Origin of the sequence: Leptolyngbya sp. Heron Island J (assembly GCF_000482245.1) — a bacterium.
GTDB lineage: Bacteria > Cyanobacteriota > Cyanobacteriia > Phormidesmidales > Phormidesmidaceae > Leptothoe.
Genome location: NZ_AWNH01000095.1, coordinates 87,166 through 106,894 on the forward strand (window position 1 = coordinate 87,166; position 19,729 = coordinate 106,894).

Annotated in this window: 13 protein-coding genes; 11 read left to right on the forward strand and 2 right to left on the reverse strand. The window is 48.3% G+C overall.

Annotated features, from left to right (window positions below; all coding sequences use genetic code 11):
- Positions 1 to 2 precede the first annotated feature (2 nt).
- The 11 genes from N836_RS64675 to N836_RS64725 all read left to right on the forward strand — a co-directional run bounded on the left by N836_RS64675 (position 3) and on the right by N836_RS64725 (position 18,668).
- Entirely contained in the window at positions 3 to 1,739 is a 1,737-nt protein-coding gene (locus tag N836_RS64675; protein WP_031293874.1) for an ABC transporter ATP-binding protein, read from the forward strand.
- 138 nt (positions 1,740 to 1,877) lie between these two features.
- Positions 1,878 to 2,873 carry a helix-turn-helix transcriptional regulator gene (locus tag N836_RS64680; RefSeq protein WP_023075470.1) on the forward strand — a complete coding sequence of 332 codons (996 nt, stop codon included), beginning with the start codon at positions 1,878 to 1,880 and terminating at the stop codon, positions 2,871 to 2,873.
- A gap of 130 nt (positions 2,874 to 3,003) precedes the next feature.
- Positions 3,004 to 5,640, forward strand: a complete 2,637-nt coding sequence (locus N836_RS64685; RefSeq protein WP_051394677.1) for a TonB-dependent siderophore receptor — start codon at positions 3,004 to 3,006, stop codon at positions 5,638 to 5,640.
- 43 nt (positions 5,641 to 5,683) lie between these two features.
- Positions 5,684 to 6,748, forward strand: coding sequence for an ABC transporter substrate-binding protein (locus N836_RS64690; RefSeq protein WP_161635028.1), 1,065 nt, complete (start codon positions 5,684 to 5,686; stop codon positions 6,746 to 6,748).
- A gap of 145 nt (positions 6,749 to 6,893) precedes the next feature.
- Positions 6,894 to 7,868, forward strand: a complete 975-nt coding sequence (locus N836_RS64695) for a helix-turn-helix transcriptional regulator (RefSeq protein WP_023075473.1) — start codon at positions 6,894 to 6,896, stop codon at positions 7,866 to 7,868.
- Positions 7,869 to 8,017: 149 nt separating this feature from the next.
- Positions 8,018 to 10,501 (forward strand): TonB-dependent siderophore receptor, encoded by a 2,484-nt coding sequence (locus N836_RS64700; protein WP_023075474.1) that lies wholly within the window; start codon positions 8,018 to 8,020, stop codon positions 10,499 to 10,501.
- 2 nt (positions 10,502 to 10,503) lie between these two features.
- Positions 10,504 to 11,520 carry an iron-siderophore ABC transporter substrate-binding protein gene (locus tag N836_RS64705; protein ID WP_023075475.1) on the forward strand — a complete coding sequence of 339 codons (1,017 nt, stop codon included), beginning with the start codon at positions 10,504 to 10,506 and terminating at the stop codon, positions 11,518 to 11,520.
- A gap of 223 nt (positions 11,521 to 11,743) precedes the next feature.
- Positions 11,744 to 12,625 carry a helix-turn-helix transcriptional regulator gene (locus tag N836_RS64710; RefSeq protein WP_235071161.1) on the forward strand — a complete coding sequence of 294 codons (882 nt, stop codon included), beginning with the start codon at positions 11,744 to 11,746 and terminating at the stop codon, positions 12,623 to 12,625.
- 133 nt (positions 12,626 to 12,758) lie between these two features.
- A complete protein-coding gene (locus tag N836_RS64715) occupies positions 12,759 to 15,326 on the forward strand; it encodes a TonB-dependent receptor domain-containing protein (protein WP_023075478.1) in 2,568 nt (855 codons plus the stop codon).
- Between the two features lie 26 nt (positions 15,327 to 15,352).
- Positions 15,353 to 16,369 (forward strand): ABC transporter substrate-binding protein, encoded by a 1,017-nt coding sequence (locus N836_RS64720; protein ID WP_023075479.1) that lies wholly within the window; start codon positions 15,353 to 15,355, stop codon positions 16,367 to 16,369.
- A gap of 505 nt (positions 16,370 to 16,874) precedes the next feature.
- Positions 16,875 to 18,668 carry an ABC transporter ATP-binding protein gene (locus N836_RS64725; protein ID WP_023075481.1) on the forward strand — a complete coding sequence of 598 codons (1,794 nt, stop codon included), beginning with the start codon at positions 16,875 to 16,877 and terminating at the stop codon, positions 18,666 to 18,668.
- An 80-nt stretch (positions 18,669 to 18,748) separates the two neighbouring features.
- Here N836_RS64725 and N836_RS64730 read toward each other — a convergent pair whose 3' ends face one another.
- Positions 18,749 to 19,258 (reverse strand): hypothetical protein, encoded by a 510-nt coding sequence (locus N836_RS64730; protein WP_031293882.1) that lies wholly within the window; start codon positions 19,256 to 19,258, stop codon positions 18,749 to 18,751.
- Between the two features lie 82 nt (positions 19,259 to 19,340).
- Positions 19,341 to 19,729 (reverse strand): transposase (locus tag N836_RS64735; RefSeq protein ID WP_023071803.1); only part of this gene is annotated, 389 nt, incomplete at its 5' end.

Below are 19,729 nucleotides of genomic sequence, written 5' to 3' on the forward strand. Positions count from 1 at the left end.
ACTTGGTTAAGCAGGCATCGTATCGCCATTTTTGGGTGATGTATCTCAGACCGCAGCGGCGACGGGTGGTTTGGATGGCTATGGCGTTACTGGCTAGCATTGGTCTGCAGGTGCTCAACCCACAGATACTGCGGTACTTTATCGATACGGCGTTGGCGGGCGGAGCACAGCAGCGGCTGATTATGGTGGCGCTAGGGTTTATGGGGATTTCTCTGGCACGTCAGGGACTTGCGATCGCAGCCACCTACATCGGTGAAACCCTGGCCTGGTCCGCCACCAATCAGTTACGTTTAGACTTGGCCCAGCACTGTCTCAGTCTAGATCTGGCGTTTCATAAAACCCACACTCCTGGCGAACTGGTAGAGCGGGTGGACGGTGATGTAGATGCCCTCTCTCGTTTTTTCTCCCAGTTTGTTTTACAAGTTGTTGGCAATGGTCTGTTGGTCCTGGGTATTTTGAGTGTCCTATGGTTTGAAGACTGGCGAGCTGGACTGGGGCTGAGTTTGTTTGCTCTCGCCTCTTTTGGTCTACTCACCCGCCTACAGGCCATTGCTGTGGCTCCCTGGCGGGTCTATCGCGAAATTAGTGCTGAATTTTATGGCTTTGTAGTCGAACATCTAAGTGGGTTAGAAGATATTCGTGCTAACGGTGCTGTCAGCTATGTGATGAACCGCTGTTATCGCATTTTGCGTCGATGGCTAGCGGCCTTTCACCGGGCTCGTTTAACCAGTACTCTTTTGTGGGGTGGCACAGTGGGGCTATTTACCCTGGGTAATGCCATTTCTCTCTCCCTCGGTGCTTACCTTTGGTATCAAGACGCCATCACCATTGGCACCGTTTATCTGTTGTTTTACTACACGACACAGCTCCAAGAACCCATCGAACGCATTCGAGAAGAACTCGAACAGTTCCAGCAAGCCGCTGCCAGCTTTCAGCGTATTCAAGATCTGCTCAGCTATCGTGGCCAGCAGCATCCTGGTGGACAAGCAGCGTTGCCTCAGGGGGCATTGTCGGTCGAGTTTGAGAACGTTAGGTTTGGCTATGAAGAAAACGAAGCTACACTGCAAAATCTGACTTTTCACCTGCCTGCGGGACAGATTCTCGGGCTTTTGGGGCGTACTGGCAGCGGCAAGAGTACGTTGGCCCGGCTGCTGCTGCGATTTTACGACATTCAGCAAGGCGAAATTTTGCTAGGTGGAGTCAATATTTCTCAGGTGCCATTGCAGGAGCTACCGCACCATGTGGGCTTAGTTACGCAGGATGTACAGATCTTTCAAACAACGGTGCGTAACAACCTGACGTTTTTCAACCCTCATATTTTGGATCAGCAAATTTGGGCAACATTAGATGAGCTGGGGTTGGTTCCCTGGTTAGAGGGACTGCCCCAGGGACTCGATACTAACCTTGGAGCTGACAGCGGTGGTCTCTCGGCAGGGCAGGCACAGCTGCTAGCGTTTGCACGGGTATTTCTTAAAGATCCGGGGCTAGTCATTTTAGATGAAGCTTCCTCACGATTAGATCCGCTAACAGAACAGCTGATTGAACAGGCGGTAGATCGGCTATTGCTCAATCGTACGGGCATTATTATTGCTCACCGGCTGCAGACCGTGGAGCGAGCCGACCAGATTTTGATTTTGGACAATGGTGAACAGGTGGAATATGGCGATCTCAACTCCCTAGCCCACGATCCCCACTCTCGATTTTCGCAGCTAATGCAGATGAATTCAGCTGTACGTTAGCCAGACCTATGCTCTAACAGAGCAACCTCATCATTACGATAGTCAGCCGCTGCTTGACAACTTTTTAAACCTAGTTAAGAGTAATTCTTATTAGCCAGGTATGTTTATGTCTGGTTTATCGTCGATTTGGTTCATTCCATGACCATCACCATTTCCCGTGCAGATTACGATATGCTTTGGCAACAGGCCAATCCGCAACCCCAAGACCTGGGAGGTACCAGCTTCTCTGATATTCGGCGGATTGTTCCAGAACGGTTAGGTCAGGGATATATTCAGTCGATTCAGTGGACTGGCGTTGAGCTCACTCTATTTCACTATCGGTTTCACGAGGATGTACATATCCTTAATAGAGCAAACAATGAGGATGCATGCGTCTGTGAAATCGGTTTTCATCTATCGGGGAATCGACGGGGGAAATGTACGGGGGAAAACTTTATTGAATGGGGTAGCTATGACACCCCAGACAAATGGATTGACGTTACCTATGCCAATGAGCCTATCCTCAAAGCGGATATTCACTTAGAGCCTTCGAGCGGTCTCAGTCAGATTGTTGCAGATACCCTGCCAGACCTGCCAGCCGAAATTCGTCAGTGTCTTGAGGCCTGTGGTGACAGCTGGCTGAGTGAAATCAATATGATTACGCCTGCGATGAGAGTGCCCCTGGAGCAAATTTTTAACTGCCCATTTCATGGAAAAACGCGACAGATCTATCTGGAAAGTAAGTGTTTAGAACTGATTGCGCTGAAATTAGAACAGCTCAAAGAGAACGATAAACGCCCAGGGGTATTCTGTTCACTCAAACCGGATGATATTAATCGTATTTATCGTGCTAGAACAATCCTCAAGGTTAACCTTGACAACCCACCTTCTCTGATGGAGTTGGCTCGTAAAGTTAGCCTAAATGATTACAAGCTCAAAGTTGGATTTCGTCAAATATTTGGTACCACTGTGTTTGGCTACCTGCATCAATATCGGATGGAAACGGCGCGTCAGTTGCTGCAAGAGCAGCGCTTAAATGTGAAAGAAGTGGCGCGATCGGTGGGCTATGTCAGTCAAAGTCGCTTTGCGACTGCTTTTCGTAAAGAATTTGGCATCAACCCCAAAGCCTACCTACTGAGCAAAAAATCCGGCTAGGGCGCAAATTGATCCGGCTAGGTGCGATCGCGGGTGCCTATATCCGTAAATTCTCTAGTATCTTTTTGAGAACAGTTCTTAGCAACAATACGTTGCGACTGATCTTAAACGGTGTCGGAAAAGAAATCTAATGGCTTCATTGAGCAAAGAGCGTCGGTTGACAGCGAAGCAACGCCTGGGTGGATTAACGCTTTGTCTATCCGGTTGTCTACTGATGAATAGTCCCGTTAGCTGGGCGAGCACAAAACCAGATCTCAAAGCTACAGCAGCGCCGCTGCTCGATGCCACCACTGCAGATTCGACAATCCTAGCTTCTCTATTCCCCTACGTCATCACTGCGGCTCCTCTGCTCTCTCATCCCGATCAACCTGTCTATAGGGCGTACATTGCTCAGTCTCAAGTTGTCATTACTAGGGTACGAGTAGAAGAGACAGAGACGGGCGCACAGATCGTATTAGAGACAGCCAATAGCGAATTAGCGACCTCCAGTCGTCAAATCGTAGGTAATGCATTAATTGTTGATATTCAAAATGCGGTGTTAGCGCTGCCGGAGGGAGGTGAGTTTCAGCAGACTAACCCGACAGAGGGTATTACCTCGGTAGCTGTAACTACCAGTGATGAAGGGGTCCGGGTGGAAATGATAGGAATAGAGGCTCCGCCTACGGCTGAAGTGAGCGCCACTGCCGAGAGTTTAACCTTGGACATAGTGGCTGGTCTGGCTGAAGAGTCTGATGAAGGAGTGCTTCAGTTAGTGGTAACTGGAGAGCGGGATGAAGGCTACAACCCCTCTGGTGCCTCCACTGCGACTAGAACCGACACGCCTCTGCGGGATATTCCCCAATCGATTCAGGTGATTCCCCGGCAAGTAATTGAAGACCAGGGCATTACTCGAATTGGCGATGCCCTGCGCAATGTCTCAGGGGTTACGCGCCAACGCGATCGCAGCAACGCCAGCGATCGTTTTACGATTCGTGGGTTCGACCAGTCTAGCATTTTGAGAAATGGGTTTCGAACAGGATCAACACTGGGCGGCACATTAGCTACGGCACCGAATACAGTGGAACAGATTGAAGTGCTCAAAGGTCCGGCCTCTGTGCTGTACGGTCAAGTAGAGCCGGGAGGAGTCGTCAACTTTGTCACCGAGCAGCCTTCACGAGCCCCATTTTATGATTTGGCGTTTACTGCCGGCAGTTTTGGCTATCTTGAACCCTCTCTAGATTTTTCGGGGCCTTTAACAGCTGATGAGAGATTGACCTATCGTTTGAATGCCTCTTATCAAAATAGTGACAGCTTTAGAGATTTTGTTGAGTCAGACAGAATTGTCGTGGCTCCTACGTTGCGCTATGAGTTTAGCGATGTCACCAGTCTGACTTTGGAATATGTGCATTTAGATTCGAGTCAAACTTACGACGAGGGGTTACCAATTGATCCGATTTCGTTTGACCTACCTAGAGATCGATTTTTAAGTGAGCCAGACGATTCTTATGAGAGTACTACCAACAGCTTCTATCTAACCTTAGACCACCGCTTTAACGAGAATATTAGACTGCGCAGCGGTTTTGGGGCGGAACTCTCTGAGATTGACGAAACCGGTTTTCGTTTACTATTCAATGGATTTAATCCAGAGACTGGCGAGAATGGTAGACAATATGTTGAGCGAGAGTTCAGTGCCGACAACCTTGCCTGGCAAACAGATTTAATCAGTGAGTTTAACACCGGCTCAGTGGAACATCAGCTATTAGCAGGATTCGAGCTAGCACGAACTGATGGAGCAGAATCAAGAGCTGATTTTTTTGATCCTGAGAATGAACCTTTAGCAATAAATGTATTCGACCCACAGTATGGTACACCGATTCCTAGCCTTGAGAGTCGTAATTCTGTTGGGAGCTTTGATGAGACGGGACGTACTTTGGGTTTTTATCTACAAAACCAAGTTGCGCTGTTGCCCAATCTCAAACTGTTAGTCGGAGGACGATATGATTTTGCCAGGACTGAAAGTGAATTTGACCTTACCTTTAGTGGTCAACCTTTCGTTGGATCTGATGAATTTGAAAGTGAAGCCTTTTCACCCCGTGTGGGTTTAGTTTATCAGCCCATCGGCCCCATTTCTATTTATGCTAGCTACAGCCGTTCTTTTATCCCCAACAGTGCTACTACGTTTGATGGCGATGTGATCGAGCCAGAACGAGGGACGCAGTACGAAGTTGGAGTTAGAGGAGAGTTTGGTGATGTTTCTGTTAATCTGGCAGCTTATGATATTACTAAAACCAATATCATCCGAACCGATCCTGAAAATCTAGGTTTTTCTATCCCGATTGGGGAAGTTACCAGTCGCGGTATTGAATTAGACGTGGCAGGGGAGATATCAGACAGCTGGAATATTATCGGCTCTCTATTCTTTAATGATGCGTTTATCTCTGAGGGGGATGACAATAATCCTGAAGATGACACCTTAATTAATGCGCCTGACTCAGGTGCAAGTCTGTGGATGACCTACGAAATTCAAACAGGTGATTTACAAGGCTTAGGAGTTGGGGCAGGGCTGTTTTATGTGGGCGATCGTGAAGCCCAAATCCCTAATAATGTTGTTTTGCCTTCCTATGTGCGTGGCGATGCCAGCATTTTCTATAATCGTGATAATTGGCAAGCTCAGCTTAATTTTCAAAACCTGTTTAATACAGACTATTTTGAATCGACTCAAAACACGGGCCTAATTTTCCCTGGCGGACCGTTTACGCTTGTAGGCAGGGTTTCGATCCGATTTTAGGAAAGCTGTTCACCTAATGTTAATTAACTCAGTTTCAATGACAATGGTTTTTCGTCCAATGCGTCCACCATTTCGCTTTCTACTGCTGTTGCTGTTCGTGGCGCTGATCAGCATTGCATGTCAGAGTGCGTCGGTCGAACCACCAACTGCAACAGAGCCCATGCCTGTGACAACAGATTGCCGTATGATAGAACACAAAATGGGAGAAACTGAGATTTGTGGCCAACCCCAGCGGGTCGCGGTGCTCAGTCCTCCCGTGCTTGACCATGTTTTGTCCCTGGGCGTTCAACCATTTGCCTATGCGCAGATGGGCATCGTTAGTTCGCAAACGTTCGATCAGCCAGAGGAGCAAATTCCTTATCTAGGGTCTTATGTGACCACGCAACCGATTAATTTAGGCAGTCGTCGCAGCCCTTCCTTGGAGCGCCTAGCACAGTCGCAGCCCGATATAATTTTAGGCGAAGACTGGTTCCTTGAAGACCAGTACGATTTTTTATCTCAAATTGCGCCAACGCTGCTGTTTAGTGATATTGGGCCAAATGATCACCAGCACTGGCGTTATAGCATCAACGGTATTGCGAAAGCTCTAGACCGAGAAGAGCAAGCCAAAGATCTGTTAGCGCGTTATCCCGAACAGATTGCAGTCGCCCGTGAAAAGTTAGCTCCAGTAGTTGCAGCCCACCCCCGAGTGCTAGTGATTGCGCCTGACGATTTGGCTGGTACCATTTTCTTCTTGGAAGACAGCACAGCATCCAATTTACTTCGAGAGATCGGATTTGAGATTGTTACTTCTGAAGCCTCTTCCCTTTTACCTGATGGCAATTCACCCATTTCTGTTGAGATATTTCCCCAGATTGAAACTGATCTGATCTTCGTGATGGCTTGGTCAGAAAGTTGGTCAGAAAATGAACCGTATCCACAGGACAAAATTCAACAACAATGGGGCAACCATCCGCTTCTTAGTCAAATGCAAGCCTTTAAGGATGGGCACGTATTTTTTCTAGATTATTTTCTTTGGGCTAGCAACACTCGTGGTCCTATCACATACCAGTTAATTCTAGAAGAACTCCCCAAAATGCTGCTGCCGCTGGTTGATGAAGATGAGTAATTACTCTTGGTAGGTGGGTGAAACCTACGTCAAAGTCCGTAGCATACTAGAGGGGGTTGTCACATATTCTGAACTTGACTCTTTTCTTGATTCAGTTGAGAATTAATCTCAACTATAAGTCTGTCCTAAATAGATTGTTGATGTTATGGCCGTTACACTCTCGCAGCAAGAATATTGGGATTTAGTGAAGCAGCCTCAGCATGAAGTTTCTGAGGAGGCAGATACGTTTGAAACGGCCTTCCAATACCCGGCAGAGCTAGGACAGGGGTATAGCCGATCCATCGAGTTGCGTGATGGTTTAGATCTTGGCATTGACCATTATCAGCTGCGTGAAAGGGTGACTACACACGCTCCCGAACGGCCTCATCCCATCGAGTATGTCTTCCGTATTGCAGGTAAAGGGAATCAGTTTGATGCGCTCTCAGCCGGTCAATATGCCCTATATGGCAGTGGTATGGCTCCAGCTGAAACCTCTGAACATACGCCTGATGAAACGGTTTTAGAGATTAATGTTCATATTGAGCCATCCGTATTGAGAACATATCTAGGGGAGTCGTTTGACTTAACCAGTGCGGGTTTAGACTACCTTTTTCAGCCGACTGAGCAACTTTACTTTGAACGTCTTGGTGTGACAACAGTTGCGATGCATACCGCATTGCATCAGCTGCTGCACTGTCCATTTACAGGTATTACAAAAAAAGCTTACTTAGAAAGCAAAGTTTGGGAGCTAATGGCGCTACTGCTCGATCAGGAATTGCAGCGACGAGACGTTCAACCTTCGCCAAGTCAGTTAAAGTCCGATGATATCGACCGTATTCACCATGCTAGAAAGATTCTTCTACAGCAGCTTGATAACCCGCCATCTCTGCTCAGCCTGGCTCGGCAGGTAGGGCTTAACGACTGTACTTTAAAGCGGGGTTTTCGACAGGTCTTTGGCGAGACCACATTTGGTTATTTACATAACCATCGTATGGAAAAAGCTCGTCAGCTATTGATTGAGGGAGAGGTAAACGTATCGGAGGCGGCCCGTCGGGTAGGCTTTACTAATCGCAGCTACTTTGCCGCTGCGTTTCGGAAAAAGTATGGCGTTTCTCCCAGAAAGTATCGTCGCTGGTCCTAAAACCTAGCTAGCGTTCAAACTATTCCGCATAGCATTCAAACTATTCCGCATAGCGTTCATTCGAGCCTATCTCAGTGAAATTACCTTTGATAGGCTCTTAATCAAGAATTAATTGCAACAAAGGCGCTGGACGCTGGGTGTGAGGAAGAATGCTAAATCGACAACAAGTGCTAATGGTGACCGGCGCTTTGCTGGTTGCTCTACCTGCTATTGAGATTAAAGCTGATACCGATGGCGTTGGGACGACGACCCAGGCTACCAACCAGATTGCTCAAGCTGGACTGGTACAGGTTACTGGGGTGCAAGTTGAGAACACTGAAACTGGGTTGCAGGTTGTTTTAGACACTGCCAGCGGTGAGGTCACAACACCCACAACGACTACATCTGGCAACGCGCTGGTGATTACAGTGCCTAGTGCAGTTTTAGCTCTGCCGGATAGCAATGAATTTCTACAGTTTGAACCAGCTGAGGGAATTGCTGTATTGCAGGTGGTGGAACTCTCCGGTGATCGGGTGGAGGTTAGCATTACTGGCGCAGATGCACCTCCTGTTGCAGACGTGAGCGTAGCCGAGGGTAGTTTGACTCTAGTGGTGACACTAGGGATAGCCCAGGCGAGTGAAACCAGTGAGACGCTAAGGATTACAGTAACTGGGGATGAAGACGAAGGCTATAACCCGACCAGCGCGAGTACCGCCACAGGCACCGATACGCCCCTGCGCGATGTACCGTTTTCAATTCAGGTGATTCCTCGGGAGGTGCTAGAAGATCGCAACGTCACTGAGCTAGAAGATGCCTTACAAACTGCCGGAGGCATTGTGTCTGCCGGTGCCCGAGGCACCAGTTCAATCGGGCCAAACCTTCTTATTCGAGGCTTTGAGTCTGCTGACACTATTTTTCGGGATGGTATCTTGGAGTTCTCTTTCGCTCCTTTAAGCACTAATGATGTGGAGAGAGTCGAAGTGTTAAAGGGACCCGCATCGGTTCTGTTTGGCCAAGGTAATCCCGGAGGTATTGTCAATCTGGTGTCTAAACGTCCACTAAGGGAGCCTTTTTATGAAGTTTCAGCCAGTGCAGGCAGTTTTGACACCTATCGTGGGGCCGTAGATCTCTCAGGACCCATCAGTGAATCCGGAGATGTTCGCTATCGCCTCAATGCGTCCTATGAAAACTATGGCAGCTTCCGAGATTTTGTCGATGGCCGACGATTTCAAGTTTCACCCATCGTAGCGTGGGATATCGGTCCAAATACTTCGCTGGATGTACATGGGCAATATACCTACTTCCAAGAAACCATAGATGAGGGTATTCCCTTTTTGAGTGACGAGACACCCGCTGTCTCTCGCGATCGCTTTTTGAATGAGGATTTTAGTAATTTTACGCAGGATCAGTACAGTGTCGGCTATCGCCTAAACCACGACTTTAGTGAGAACTGGTCTGTGCGCCATAACTCACAGTATTTAGAGTTTCAGCCTCTGAGATATTCTCCGTTTGTCGATTCTTTTGATGAAGTCACTGGTGAAGTAGAGCGGATTGAGTACGCTGCAGACGATACCTTCCGAAGATTCTTTACCAATGCTGAAGTACTCGGTCGGTTTAATACGGGGTCTATTCAGCATCAGCTTCTGTTTGGCCTGGAGTATCGATACGATGATGCCGAACAAAATTTCCAATTTAGTGAACCTTTTGCCTCAATTAATGCATTTGCACCGGTATACACTGATGAGCCCTATGATATCGACAGTGAATTTTTCCGTGATGACAATGTGGACACCATCAGCGCCTATATGCAAGACCAGATCGATCTTACTCCCGAGCTAAAACTGCTGGCTGGCATACGATTTGATTATGTTGACCAGTTTCGTACAACGCGAAATGTGGGCGAGTCCAGAGAAGAGTTTGAACTAGCAGACGAGGCATTTACCCCCAGGGTTGGTGTTATTTATCAACCCGTTGAACCCTTATCCCTCTACGCCTCATACACCACTTCATTTAGACCAGCGTTTGGAACAGAGCGTAACGGCGATGGTTCCACATTTGAGCCGGAAGAAGGACGGCAATTTGAGGTGGGTGTTAAAGCCGATCTGACCGAGCAGCTTAGCCTCAATCTGGCCGCCTTTGATATTCGTAGACAGAACGTGATCACTCCAGACCCGGATGATCCCTTATTGTCTGTACAAACGGGAGAAGTAGCGAGCCGCGGGATTGAGCTGAATCTCAATGGTGAAATCTTACCTGGCTGGAATATCACCACAGCCTACACTTACCTAGATGCCTTTGTCAGTGAAGACAATACTGGGATTGAAGATAACCAGTTAGTTAACGTGCCAGAAAACCAGTTTAGTCTATGGACAACCTATGAGATTCAAGCAGGAGATTTAGAAGGATTGGGGGCTGGGCTGGGGTTCTTCTTTGTCGATGAGCGAGCGGGAGACTCAGCCAATACGTTTACACTGCCAGACTATTTCCGCACCGATGCGGCCTTATTCTATAAACGTAACAACTGGCGGGCTCAGCTCAACTTTGAAAACCTGTTCGACATTGACTACTTTACGTCCACAAGTTACGGCTCTCCGCTGTACGTAAATCCAGGGGCTCCCTTTGGTTTAACCGCATCTTTTTCCATTGAATTTTAGTCATGATTTATCTCTGGTTGAAGCCGTTTCGGGTGATTTTACTTTTTGGCTGTGGTATCCTTGGGGCCTGTCTCCTAGCAAGTTGTCATCAGGATGTCAGTCTTAATGATAGTCAGCCATTAACAGCTACTAATTGTCATTGGGTAAACCATGCTGCTGGAAGAACCTGTGTTCCCAACCAAATTGAGCGGCTTGTCACGCTAGATGCAGCATCGTTTGAAAATGCACTCGCCTTAGGACTCAAACCTATGGCAACTGCGAGTTTAGATTGGACTCCCACTTACCATCAAGAGGAATTCACTGATGTGGTTGACCTAGGTCAGTCAGACCAGCCAAATTTGGAACGGTTACCACCCTTGAAGCCCGATCTAATTCTGGGTCTTGGTGGGCAGGAACAAGTGCTTTATGGCCAAGCTTCTCAGATTGCGCCCACTGTACTGATTGACTTTGACTACAGTGGCCAATGGAAAGACGTATTTCTGAGATACAGCCAAGTATTGAATCGAATAGATATTGGGCGGCAGGCCATGGATGCCTATGAGGATCGACTGCAAGTTTTCAAACAACGCTTTAGGGATCAATTTAAAGTTAGTGATTCTGAGCCTTTTGAAGTATCTGTTGTACGAGTCTATCCAGAGGCCATTAATCTCTATTTTCGTGAGTCTTTTATCGGCATTATCTTACAGGATGCAGGGCTATCTCGACCTAGGAGTCAAGACATTGATGCGGCGGCGGCATATCAGCGCTATCGCAATCAGATTCAAGCGCCCATTAGCCTGGAGCGGATCGATCAAGCAGACGGAGATGTCATTTTTGTCTGGACAGCAGAGGAAGAAGCAACGGCTCCAACAGCTCAAAAAAAATTAAAAGAGCTACAGGCTAACCCCCTCTGGCAGAACTTAGAGGCTGTGCAGAATGATCGAGTGTACGTTGTTCCTAAATACTGGATTGGTAGTGGCCCCATAGCGGCGAATGCTGTTGTTGATGATCTATTTAAACATCTTTTGAAGGATAGCTAATTGTCAGGCCAAAACATGTCTTGATTGTCTGTGAAGCCTGTGGTGTGCAGAGTCACTTGACGGCCCGCTTAATTTAGTTGAGAATAAGTCTCAATTGAAAATCTATCTTAGATAGATAGTTGATGCTATGGCCATTACATTCTCGCAGCGTGACTATTGGGACTTGGTCAGGGCGTCTAAAACGCCAAAAACTGCCACCCCTCAGAATCCTTTTGAGATAGTTATGTCCTATCCCGCGCAGCTAGGCCAGGGGACCCTTCGCTTCATTCAGCTACGGGAAGGTGTGGAGCTGCTAATTTCGCAGTTTCAACTCCATACAGATGATGTGGAAATTGTTTTGCCCGAGCGATCTCATCCGCTTGAGTATGGATTTTTTCTTTCCGGTAAGGCATTTCAACCAGATGTCGTTACCACAGGCCAATATTTTTTAACCGGAAGTGGCATGGCTCCAGCTGAAGTCTGTAGAGATTCTGCCGATGAGCTGTTTTTAAGCGTTAATGTTCACATCGAGCCATCTGTATTAAAAACTTTTTTAGGAGAGACGTTTGACTTCACCTGGGTTGGACTGGCGCATCTGATCCGACCTAGCGATCAACTCTATTATCAGCGTTGTGGTGTCACAACAGTGGCGATGCAAACAGCACTACATCAGATTCTCAACTGCCCCTTTGACGGTATTACTCAGAAAGCTTACTTAGAAAGCAAAGTCTGGGAATTAATGTCGTTGCTAATTGACCAAGAATTACGGCAGCAAGATGTCAAATCGGTGCCCAACCAGCTAAAGGCCAGTGACATTGAGCGCATTCACTACGCTAGGGATATCCTTGTACAGCAGTTACATAACCCTCCATCGCTGCTAGGCTTAGCCCGACAAGTAGGTATCAATGACTACGCCCTCAAGCGTGGCTTCCGCCAGGTATTTGGTGACACCACCTTTGGCTACTTGCACAGCTGCCGGATGGAAAAGGCTCGTCAGCTACTGATTGAAGGCGAGGTTAGCGTATCAGAAGCAGCCCGCCGAGTCGGGTTTGCCAGCCGTGGCTACTTTGCTGCCGCCTTTCGTAAAAAGTTTGGCATTTCTCCTGGCAAATACCGTCGCCAGTGAAAAAACTCCGGTTAGTGATCAAAAATAATCCGCGTGGTGCTCATTCTGGGCTATCTCAGTGAAATTACCTTTGATAAACTCTTAATCAAGAAATTATTGCAACAAGGGCGCTGTGCGCTGGGTGTGAGAAAAAATGTTTAATCAACTGCAGCGTTTGCTGGTGACCACCGGCACCCTTTCAGCTGCGACTATATTGGCAATGGCTACCAGGGCAGATGCCAAAGATGCAGTAGCCCCTCGGATTACCACAACAGTTACTGACTGGGTTACTCAAATAGAAGCGGCGATTGTACAGATTATTGATGTGCAGATTGCAGAAACTGAGGCAGGATTGCAGGTTGTTTTAGAAACGACTGACGGGAGGCTGGCTACGCCCGTAACTACAACATCAGGCGATGCTGTGATTTTAGAGATTCCAAATACCAGGCTGTCGCTGTCGGTAGGCGAGACATTTGAACAGTTTGCTCCCGCTGAGGGGATTGCCCTGGTGAGCGTGACCAACCTGCCCGATAACCGCGTGCAGATTTCGATTACTGGCACGGATGCCCCACCCCAGGCTGAGGTCAGCGCCGACGCGGGCTCTCTATTTCTCAGCGTGGTGCCGGGAATAGAAACAGCCACAGATTTAGGCGATGAGACGATTGAGGATGAGGCGATTCGGCTGGTGGTGACCGCAACGCGCACAGAGGAAGACATTCTAGATGTGCCCCGCTCGGTGACGGTGATTACTCGTGAGGAGATTGAGCAACAATCAAGAGTAACGCCAAACTTCTATGACACCCTCGGTACGCTCGTGCCCGGTCTCGGACCGCCCAATCAAGCTGATCGCAGCAATGCCCAAACGCTCAGGGGGCGAGGGACATTATTCTTAATTGATGGGGTGCCGGTCGAATCTAATCTCCTGGGTGGCAATGGTCTGAGAGGGCTTGATCCTGCCATTATCGAGCGGGTCGAAGTCGTCCGGGGGCCGACCGGCCTCTATGGCTCCGGAGCCACTGGTGGGGTCATCAACATCATCACTCGCCGCCCAGAAGAAGCGTCGACAGCATGGGCCGAATTTGGCATCTCTGCTGATTTAGGAGCACTGGAAGACGATAGCTTTGCTTATGATTTGGGCTTCGGCGGCTCTGGCACAGAAGGTCGTCTTGACTACGTACTTAACTTTTCTGCCCAATTCACCGACCAGTTTTACGATGCTGAGGGAGACGTGATTCCCCAAAGCTTTCCGACGTTAGCTGAATCCACCATTTTGAGTGGCTTTGGGCGGTTAGGGTTTGATCTGACTGATGAGCAGCGTATCCAGCTTTCTGTCAATCACATTCGCGATCGCCAAGATGTGGATAACCTTGCAGATCCAATCGTCCGAGACATTCCCGGCAGGCAAAAAGCCCGAGCAGTGGAATTCGCGCTTGACTTTGACGATGTCGAGGAGCCTGGAAGTACTTCAACTAATGTTGACCTCACCTATTCCCACGACAATGTGGGGGGGAGTCGTTTACAAGCACAGGCTTATTACTATGACATTGGTGTAAGAGATCTACCGTTTGATGGTCGAAACGGTATTTTTCTCGATGTTATTAGCTATGGTGAATTTGAATCAGAAGCCTATGGAGGACGGCTGCAAATCGAAACGCCCATCACTCAGTTGCTGGAACTGCTCTGGGGTGCAGACTATCGCAATGAGCGCAACCAAAGGATTTTAGACATTCTCGATCCCGATGCTTTCGATGCAGGAGTGGCGCGTTCTATTGATCAACGGACTCAGAACCCACCCTATGTCATCGATCAGCTGGGGCTATTTGCCCAGCTCCAGTGGGAGCTGAGCCCAAGCTTCACCCTTAGCGGCGGCATTCGTCAAGAGTTTGTGGAACTCAGCGTTGATGACTACACCACTATCTTCGGTGACGATGTTGAAGGGGGAGAGGTTGACTTTGATGCCACCGTATTTAATATCGGGGCGGTCTATCGGGCAACCGATAACCTCAGCCTCTTTACCAGTTTCTCCCAGGGCTTTTCGGCTCCAGGATTTGCCACTGTGCTTGGTAGTCCACCTCCCATCTTTTCAATTGATGAAGGATTTGAGGAGCTTGAGCCCCAAACGGTTGACAACTACGAAATTGGCGTGCGAGGTCAATGGGGAAATGTGCAAGCTTCCCTGGCAGGTTTCTATGCCTACTCCGATCTAGGCTCTTTTGTCCGAGAAATACCTGGGAGTTCACGCGTGAGAGTAGGTCGGGCACCACAGCGTAACTATGGCGTTGAAGCAACTCTAGATTGGCAGCCCGCCGAGCAATGGCGGCTTGGCGGCACATTCACATGGAATGAGGGTGAAAGTGATTTTAATGATGATGGTGAATTTCTAGCCCTCGGTACGTTTAGCGTTCAACCCTGGAAGCTCACGGCATACGTTGAAAATCAAACCACGCCTACTTGGAATAACCGCCTACAACTGCTGTATTCCGGTAATCGAGATCGTGCTTTTGACGATGGAATTGAAACGGTTCCGATGGAAGAGTACATTACCTTCGATCTGATCAGCCAACTTCAGCTGGGAGAAGGGACGCTATCGCTAGCGGTTGAAAATTTACTGGATACTCAATACTTTCCGGTCTTTGCCCAGGTTTTGTCTGGTTTTAATGATGCCAATTATCGAGCTGCGCGGGGACGACGCATCAGTCTCACCTATTCCATCTCGTTTTAATCATCTTGTCGGAAGGAGCCTCGTCGATGAGCGATCTCACATTCATTAGTCGTAGAGTGACGCGCCTACTGCTGCGCCTGCTGTGGGGTCTCCTGGCATTCATCTTAGTAACGGCTTGCGGTGCTGACCACTCCCAAATCACTCCTGGGCGTAGTCCAGAGGCAGCTCAAACGGCTCCTGCAAAATCCGTTCGCCTCGTTCAGCATCTAATGGGGGAAACTCAGGTGCCAGTCAATCCGCAACGCGTGGTCACCCTAGATGGAGTGCATCTGTCTAATGCTCTGGCATTGGGCATTCAACCCGTTGGTTCCGCCGCTTGGATTGCTGTTGATCTCGGCACTGGTTTAGAACCAATTGAGCCGTATCTTCGCGATCGTTCTCAAGAAGTGACGTTTCTTGGGTATATCGAAGCAGATTTGGAAAAAATCCTGCTGTTGAAGCCCGATCTCATTTTGGGGAATCGCATGCATGAAGCAATTTATGACCAGTTATCGCAGATTGCCCCAACCGTCCTCCATGATTTCGATGATTGGAAAGATATTGTGAGATTTTCTGGTGACGTTTTTGGCAAACCACAAGCAGCCGAAAAGCTAGTGAATAACTATTATCAGCGCACCCAAACGTTGAGGCAGAAATTAAGGCAGAAAACGGGCGAACACGCCTCAAATCTTCAAGTCTCGGTAATTCGTCCAGTTTCCAATGGTGCCCGTTTGTTGTACAGGGGTTCATTCAGTGGCACTGTCTTAGAAGATGTGGGTCTATCTCGTCCGTCAGAACAAGATAAAGAGGGCACAAACGTGCCAGTTTCCTTTGAATTGATTCCTCACATGGATGGGGATGTCATTTTTGTCATTACTTATATGAACGATGATGACGCAGATATTGTCAATCAGTTAAAAAATCAGCCCCTCTGGTCGCAGTTAGAGGCGGTTAAACAAGGCAACGTATACCCAGTGGATGGAGTGCATTGGTATGGTTGGGATATTGTGAGAGCTAATATTATCCTGGATGACTTGTTCAAATATTTACTTGAAGAGGAATAGCTCCTGTGTCGGGTTGTATTCTATTTGTATGTAAATCCTCCTATTCTGTTTACCTAGATTATGCTGATTATTGAGCTGTACGGAGATAACAAACTGGTCTAACCTATTCCATCTCTTGGTAAATCAATCTGTTGGAAGGGGCATAGCAAGTGAGTCGACTGCCAAATCTTATTCTTTTGAATAGCTTCGAATCTCTTCAAAGACAAAGCCTAAGATAGTCATTGATGACTGTTGCATATTTCTGGAAAATTAAAAGTCGATAGTCCTATGAATTGATCAAATGAAGGCGTTTCCTGTTGGGGAATACCTTGCTTAACAGAAAAACGCTTAAACACTTCAAAAATCTCCATAGCTGCTGCAAAAGCAGCCTGATAGATCCTTCAAATCTCGATAACCCCTGATCACTCTCCTAACCATTCGTCCAAACTTGCCTTAATATCTCCTTCCAGATAATTCCACCCACTTGCTAGCCATCCACCCTTCTACCCATTCACTCACTTTTCCCATGCTCTCCATCTACCAACGTCTCTGGCAAATGATTCGCTATGCCCGGCGTCTTTACTGCGTAGATACGCTTCTGTGGCTCGGCATCATTGGGTTACCCATCGTTCCGGGTTTACTCATCCAACAATTTTTTAATGGTCTAACCGAGCAAACCCGCGAATCACCTTGGGTCTGGATCGGTCTGCTCTTAGCCATAGGAACAGCGCGAGTTGTTGTCATCTTTCTTGGACGCATTACCAAAACTCAGCACCGGTTTCTCATGAGCGGTCTGGTGCGTCATAATTTGCTATTGGGGCTGCTAAACCGGCCTGGAGCTGAGCTAGCAGCGGGTCGTGCCAGCGGCCAAAAGACATCACCTGGAGAACTGCTTAGCTACTTTCGGGATGATGCTCTACATATTGAAAATACGGTTGTCTATACCAATGAGATTTTTGCAGAGACCGTGTTTGCTCTAGTGTCTATGGGGCTGTTGCTCAGCGTCAATGCCAGAATGACGCTGCTGGTATTTTTGCCCTTGTGCGCGATCGCACTCCTCGTCCATCGAGCCGAACATCGCCTCAAACGCTACCGTCGCACCAGTCGCCAGGCTACCCAGCAAGTCACAGGGCTGATGGGCGAACTGTTTACCGCTGTCCAGGCCGTTAAAGTGGCTGGGGCCGAAGCTGCAATGCTGAACGAGCTAGAGCAGCGGTGCGATCGCAGACGTCAGTTCAAGGTGCGAGAACAAGTCTTTAACGCTCTGCTTGGGGCTAGCTTTGAAACTATTGTCAACCTTGGCACTGGTCTGATTCTGCTGATGGCGGCCCAAAACCTGGGGGAAAGCCTCACCGTGGGTGATTTTGCCCTGTTTGTCTATTATCTTGCTTTTGTTACCTACTTTTTTGCCTTTTTGGGCGGTTTTTTCGCCATTGTTCAGCAAAGTGAAGTCTCGTTTGAGCGTATGGATGAGCTGGTTAATCATCCCATCACCCAGCCCTCTCCCCTTTACCTCAAACCTATCCTGGGGCCTCAATCGCCGCTGCCTCTCCCGACACCGCCTCTAACCGTTCAACCGCTACACACACTACAGCTAAAAGGTCTGACCTATCATTACCCTGAGGGCAATTCTCAACGAGACACGGGGATTACTAACATTTCCATTACCCTGACTCGCGGCAGCTTGACCGTAATTACGGGTCCAGTCGGTGCTGGAAAGACCACCCTGCTCCGCGTCCTCCTGGGTTTACTGCCCCGGCAGTCCGGCAAAATCATTTGGAACGACCAAGAGGTTCACGACCCGGCTAATTTTCTGGTGCCTCCCCATGCGGCCTACACCCCACAAATTCCCCAGCTTTTTAGCACGTCTCTACGAGAAAATCTGCTCCTGGGGATGCCAGACATTTCTTTAGAACAGTCCCTGGAAACGCAGCTCAACCAGGCTCTCTCCATTGCTGCCTTCGCTCCCGATCTAGCCACCATGCCCCAGGGACTAGAAACCCCCATTGGCACTCGCGGGTTACGTCTTTCTGGTGGTCAAAAGCAGCGCCTTGCCGCTGCTCGCATGCTCTTGCGTCAGCCCGAACTGCTGATTTTTGACGATCTTTCCAGTGCCTTGGATGTGGAAACCGAACAACGTTTGTGGGAAGGTCTGCTTAAAAAGCAACCCCTGAAAACAGCTAAATCCGCCGCTACCTACCTAACGGTCTCCCATCGTCCTGCTGTGCTTCAGCGGGCTGACCAAATTATTGTGCTTAAAGCGGGGCAGGTCTTGTTCTCTGGCACCCCCGACGAGTTCTTTACTCGTCAGTCAAGCTGAGGCTGATTTTGCGATGTTTGTCCTATAACCGTCGCTGCAGTTACTATGACCGATCGGCTCCTAAGCATATCGGTAGACCCTTAGGTCAAACGACGGCGAACCATCGGGTGTTCGATCAAAACGGGGCCTTCTGGTAAAAAACGGGGAGAATAGTTAGACTTTTTACCTAATGCCTTCAAATCGCCAATGGGTAAGGGCTTTTTGAGCTTTTCTAAGTCCTTGATTAGCCAAAAAATTGCCCAGGTGGGTTTGTCAGTGGTGGTGGTTTCTGGCCGATGACTTGCCTTGCCAGGATAGCGGCCTCGACGAGAATGAACTTGTTTAATGTAGGTTGCCTTCCAGGTTGCTTGGGGATTTAGTGGGGGATCATCCGTATGGGATGCATAGATATAAACGTCCGCCATGCGCTCCTTGCGTAGGCTATCTGCTTGGCCAAATGCTTCAAATGCATTGCTGCCAAAGGCCAACATTGGATGTGTATCAAGGGAATCATCATCTAGCTGATGGGTGATAGCATCCAGCCCCGAGATGAGATGATGCTCTGGTACGGGGGCCAGAATAGCAAAATTTTTAGTATTAGTTTTTTCCACAGACTGTTTCCGTTGATGCCAGCTGTTTAATTTAACAAGTTCTGGGACGTTTAGTACACTGGAAAGTAAGTTTTCTACCATTTTAGAGAGTCTTATCTTCTCGAATTTTGACATAATGCTTCTGAAATTTATCGCGTGCGGCCTCAACTGAAAATTGCCAATGGATGCGGATACGCTGGTCATGCCGTTCTTGCACCAAGGCGAGCACCGCTTGCTCTAATTGGTCTTGTGTGGGAATGCGCTGATGCAAACAGCCTCTAGCCAGTGCCGAAAACTCGATCTCAATCATATTGAGCCAACTGGCTGACTTTGGGGTGTAGTGAAACTCAAACCGTTGGGCAAGGGCAAAGGCCTCCTCAGCCGTCAGGTATTCATAGAAAGAACTGACATTATGGGTGTTGAGATTATCCTGCACAACCTGGATTTTGTCCGCATTAGGATAGCGCGCAGCTAAGGCTTGAAAAAACAGAG